Source organism: Aeromonas finlandensis, assembly GCF_000764645.1.
Lineage (GTDB): Bacteria > Pseudomonadota > Gammaproteobacteria > Enterobacterales > Aeromonadaceae > Aeromonas > Aeromonas finlandensis.
Map to the genome: position 1 here is coordinate 1 of NZ_JRGK01000256.1, position 950 is coordinate 950.

The window sequence follows — 950 nt, forward strand, 5'->3', positions numbered from 1 at the left end:
ACACCACACCATGTCGGCGTAGGGGGCGTAAGCCAGACCGCGAGCGATGGCCTGATCGATACCGGCACGCACCTTGTAGAACCCTTCGGCAGTGCGCTCGCCAGTCAGGAAGTCTGAATCGTACGGGTCGGCGTCGGTGGTCAACAGGTCAGCCGCGTTGGCGTCGGTACGGGCGATCACTAGCGTGGTGGTGCCGCACACATCGGCTGCCAGACGAGCGGCAACCAGCTTCTGTACCGCTTCCTGAGTCGGTACCAGCACCTTGCCACCCATATGGCCGCACTTCTTGACGGAAGCGAGCTGATCTTCAAAGTGCACACCAGCGGCGCCCGCTTCAATCATCCCCTTCATCAGTTCGAAGGCGTTCAGCACGCCGCCGAAACCGGCTTCCGCATCGGCCACGATGGGCAGGAAGTAGTCGATAAAGCCCTCATCCTGCGGCCCTACCTTGTTGGCCCACTGGATCTGATCGGCACGGGCGAAGGAGTTGTTGATGCGCTCCACCACGGATGGCACGGAGTTAGCCGGGTAGAGGGACTGATCCGGATACATGGTGGAGGACAAGTTGTTATCCGCCGCCACCTGCCAGCCGGAGAGGTAGATCGCCTCGATCCCCGCCTTGGCTTGCTGTACGGCCTGACCACCGGTCAGGGCACCGAGGCAGTTGACGTAGCCTTTCTTGGCGTCGCCGTGGATCAGACCCCACAGCTTGTCGGCACCACGTTGGGCCAGAGTGTGCACCGGTTGCAAGCTGCCGCGCAGGTTCACCACATCTTCGGCGCTGTAGCCGCGCTTGATCCCTTTCCAGCGGGGGTTTTCCGCCCAGTCTTTCTCGATAGCCTGGATCTGTTGCTCACGGGTCAGTGCCATATCAGTTCCCTCTTTCATTGATTTCACGTTTCCATTGACTTGTTATTGGCGGGCCCCGCCCGGGGCCCGTGATTCAGAGC

1 protein-coding gene is annotated in these 950 nt (G+C 61.2%); it reads right to left on the reverse strand.

Annotated features, from left to right (window positions below; translation table 11 throughout):
- Positions 1-870: isocitrate lyase (gene aceA, locus LD28_RS0113055; protein WP_033137396.1), on the reverse strand; the 870-nt coding region annotated here is incomplete at its 3' end.
- Between the last annotated feature and the right edge of the window lie 80 nt (positions 871-950).